The organism is uncultured Gimesia sp. (assembly GCF_963972345.1).
GTDB lineage: Bacteria > Planctomycetota > Planctomycetia > Planctomycetales > Planctomycetaceae > Gimesia.
In genome coordinates, this window is sequence record NZ_CAXAVM010000323.1 from 1 (window position 1) to 3,974 (window position 3,974).

Genomic DNA, 3,974 nt, shown 5'->3' on the forward strand with positions numbered 1-3,974 from the left:
CTCCAGCATGACCTGATGTCGTCGCTAAATTATTTAGACAAGCAATAATGATTTCGTACGTTTGGATTCTCATCTCGCTGGCAGTGTTTGATTCATTCGTGCTTGCCTCTTTATGGCTACTTCTGAGGAATCGCTCTTCACGCGATGGTCGATCTCTTGTGATGTCTGTGAAATGGGATGCGTATTTTGTGTGCTCCACGCGGTGCTTTTCTTCAGCGGTCCGGTTTTAGCAATTCAATTGGTCTTCAGTGCCGCAAAGCTACACCTTCACTTTGATCGAAAGCGTGACCATTCAATACCCATTTTTCGCATTCTCGCACGTAACGTATGAGGGTTGATGTCGAGGAGTGCAGCCGCCCCTTGATCAACCTCCTTGCCTGTCCCCATTTCGCCTAGGTTTAGCACTGGAACGTCTGAACTGGCGACAAGACCGACTTGGTCCATGACGAGTTTCAGCCCCGTTGTTTCGCCGACGATCTCAACTTGATGCTATGGATCATCGCGATCGTGCTGATTCCCATCTTCTGGCCTTTTGAACTGCCTGCAACGCCGGTCAATTTCTGAAGATTCACCTGATATCAATAGCCTGGACTTTTTAGACCGGAAAATAAACCTGGACATTTGACTGAGGTCAAGCCTCTTAAGCTGGAAAAGAGATTGAAAACTAATATTGATTACACGCTGATGGAATTGAATATCGACAGGAACTGCAACGGCGAAGCAGGCATCGTGAAGTTTAAGTTCAGTCTGCAACACTCTGAGTAAACCGAGCAGGAAAAGGAAACGGTTGCCGGAAGCCCCAGAAGCGTGATCAGCCGATTTAAAAAGCGGTTTTTAGAAGTCGAGTTTTCTCTCCTTTATCAATTTCGTCTCCTCGGAACTGCTGGACCGGCGAGCGTTTTTTTCCTGGAACCGAAACCAAAGCACCTGGGCCGTGTTAAATGCAATACCATGCCGGTCCACAGCAGGTCACAGGTCATCATTTTTCCACCCACTTTGACGATAGATGGAATGCGGCAAGAAGAACGAACAGAATCTACCCGCGAAAAAGGATATCCCATGTTGAAACTTCGACTACACACGATGTGGTTGCTAATCGGCGCACTTGCCCTTCAAACAGGTGCCCAAGAGACCAAATCGGCAAGGGGAGACGATGCTAGCCAGCCCAACGCGGCAGCTTTGTCGAGAGCATTGATCCTCAGCAGAACAGGCAGCTCGATTTCATACGAGTGCGATGACGCGTGCCTCATTCCGGGAGCGCCGATCCCAGCAGGAAAATACGCCGTGGTTGCGCCGGTCGGAAATCAAACCGTTGAGATGATCACGCAGGCGCCTCGTCTAAGCACTCTGGAAGGGAAGACGATTGCTGTGATTGGTGGGAGCTTTATGGCCAACGTGACGCATCCTGAGATCAAGAGGCTGATCCTGAGCGAGTATCCTACCGCAAAAGTGATCTTGCTGGGGGAGATCGGTTCGGGCGGTCCCTTTCCAGGCCCCGGAGTCAGAAGGCAGGCCAACGAAGAATTCCAGAAGAATCTCAAGGAGATGGGCGTGCAGGCCGTCATCTCCGGCAACGGTGGCTGTGGACTCTGCACCCCCAAAGAGACCGGTTCGAGCATTGCAGCCGAGTACCTCGGCATTCCCGCCGTGACGATCGCTGGTACGACGTTTGTGAGCCAAGTTTATTCCACTTCGATCAACAACGGTATTCCCGCGCCGCGAGCCGCCACCTACCCTGGCGCGTTCGCAGCTCACAGCCGAGAGGAGTTGATCCAGAATACGAGAGAAGTGCTTTGGCCTCAAATCGTCAAGGCTCTGACAGAACCCATCGCCGAGGCTGAGATTGCTGAACGTCGCAAAGCAGGGAACACAGACCCAAAGGACCGTGTCTTTGCGGGCACTATTGATGGCGTGAACCGATACTTCACCGAGCAGCGATGGTCTGATGGGCTGCCGATCATTCCGCCCACAGTCGAACGCGTGGAGGAGTTTCTCAAGTTTACCGACCAGCCTTGGAACGAGGTTGTTGGTGTGCTGCCGATCGCTTATCGAAAGACTTTGGTCTGGCACGTTGCCGTGAATGGCGCGATGTCAGGATGGGGTGAATTTGCCTGTCGAGTTCGAACAGATCAAACTGTCTTTGGTTGAAGACTGGCCGGCAAGGTTGCCGCCCCCTAATTCAGGAGGTTTTTATAGCGATCAGACGGGGCCGGAAGTTGCTAAAGCTATTGCTAAAAAAGAATCGAAATTACCTGAGTACCTGAAGAGGTGCGATCAGTGCTGGCTCCTTCTGGTTACGATTCCTGATCACGCAATGGGTTTATTCGAGTGGTCTCCTGAGAAAGAAGACCACACTTTCGATACCGGGTTCGATCGTGTCTTTTTGTATGACCGTACAAACTGGACAGTGTATGAGCTTAAATAGATGAGCAGTGATCAGAAGTCATTGCCTCCGGGAGAGGCGCAGCCAGTACCGTTTAAGATCTGTTGTTGTCGCCCACGGAGAGGCTGTAGGCATGGACGATGGATTCCCGATCGACGCTCCAGATCGGGTGATTCGGTGTCGTGCCGATCGTCTTGGAATCACCTTACCTGCCAACCCCCAGGTTGATCCCTCACAGGTCATTCTGCGTTCGATTCAGACAGCCGACGGGCCGCAGCTGGAAATTCGAATCGGGCACTTAGTCTGCAAAACAAAACAGCTGACCGTTCAGCGGAAACAGGGTCCGGTATTTACCGTGCAGCCAGTCGGCAACAAGGTGCAGGTCAAAAGCGACAGACAAAGTATTTCTTCGCAGCACGTGGAATACGCACTTCCCTGGTTAACAGGCGAGCGCTGAATCAGAAAATCAGGCCTGCGGGACTCCCTTGTATTCCAGTTCGGTTGAGGGATCGGTCAGGAATTCTATTTTGCCGCTCTTCACGTCGTAGAGCGCTCCCACCACCATGATCTTGCCGGCATCGACCAGGTTACGAACCACTTCGCTGCGAGCCGTGATCTCCTGCACGCTGCGATAGACGTTGCGTCGTGCCGTTTCATCAATAAACTCTTCTCTGGCTAATTCACTCATCTCGCTCAACCGGCTACAGGCTTCTTCATCGACACAGGGAGCAATCTCATCGACAATCGAATCCAGGTGGGAACAACCTGTCGCCTGAGTGGCGTTGTGGTGATCGCACATCATCTGCACAGTGGAAGTGACGGCACCGCAACGTGTATGCCCCATGACCAGCACCAGCTTCACTCCAATCACAGCGACACCATATTCAATGCTGCCCAGCGTCTTTCTTCCGATGACATTTCCGGCGACACGTACGCTGAAGATATCACCAATCCCCAGGTCCAGTACCAGTTCTGCCGGCACACGGGAATCGATACAACTTAATATCACAGCCAGGGGGTTCTGTTCGCCGGCGGTCGCATATACCTGATGCCCCAGGTCGCGTGAGAGCCGATTACCCGAGTAGAACCGCTCGTTCCCTTCACGTAAAATCTGCAGCACCTGATCTGGTGTAATCTGATCTTTCAGATCTCGCGTGGAATAGTCGGCGAATTGAATTTCATCACTCATCTGATATTTTTTCCGGAACCCGCGCAGGCTGACATTTATTCCGCGCGCAGGTCCGATTTTATCTTTGAACTCCTGGATCAAGCTTAAAATATCCGGGTCTATATAATCTGTGCCGCTGGCATCAATCAGCATGTTGGTGCCACGCGAGGCATTGTTAAAGACTTTATCGAGGGCAGCACGATTCAAAAAGCTGACCTGGTTGGCCAGTTCGATATGCAGAACATCTCCCCCGACGTGTGTCTCCACAATCCGGCGAATGGGCTGTCTGAGGCTGCTGTTCAGGATAAACAGCAGGCTCACGCCGAGACCAATCAGGATCCCGATTAACAGGTCGGTGAACACAATGGAGAGTAACGTGATCAGGAACGGCAGAAACTGGTAGCGTCCCTCGCTCCACATCTG

At 52.0% G+C, this 3,974-nt stretch carries 4 protein-coding genes; 2 read left to right on the forward strand and 2 right to left on the reverse strand.

All coding sequences use genetic code 11. From position 1 onward, the window contains the following. Nucleotides 1-199: hypothetical protein (locus tag AACZ40_RS28450; RefSeq protein ID WP_339676989.1), on the reverse strand; the 199-nt coding region annotated here is incomplete at its 3' end. A gap of 608 nt (nucleotides 200-807) precedes the next feature. On the opposite strand from AACZ40_RS28450, the gene AACZ40_RS28455 reads away from it, so the two are divergent. Then, a complete protein-coding gene (locus AACZ40_RS28455; RefSeq protein WP_339676991.1) occupies nucleotides 808-2,148 on the forward strand; it encodes a hypothetical protein in 1,341 nt (446 codons plus the stop codon). A gap of 368 nt (nucleotides 2,149-2,516) precedes the next feature. Continuing rightward, entirely contained in the window at nucleotides 2,517-2,840 is a 324-nt protein-coding gene (locus tag AACZ40_RS28460) for a hypothetical protein (RefSeq protein ID WP_339676993.1), read from the forward strand. Between the two features lie 9 nt (nucleotides 2,841-2,849). On the opposite strand, the gene AACZ40_RS28465 is transcribed toward AACZ40_RS28460, so the two are convergent. Continuing rightward, nucleotides 2,850-3,974: carbonic anhydrase (locus AACZ40_RS28465; RefSeq protein ID WP_339676995.1), on the reverse strand; the 1,125-nt coding region annotated here is incomplete at its 5' end.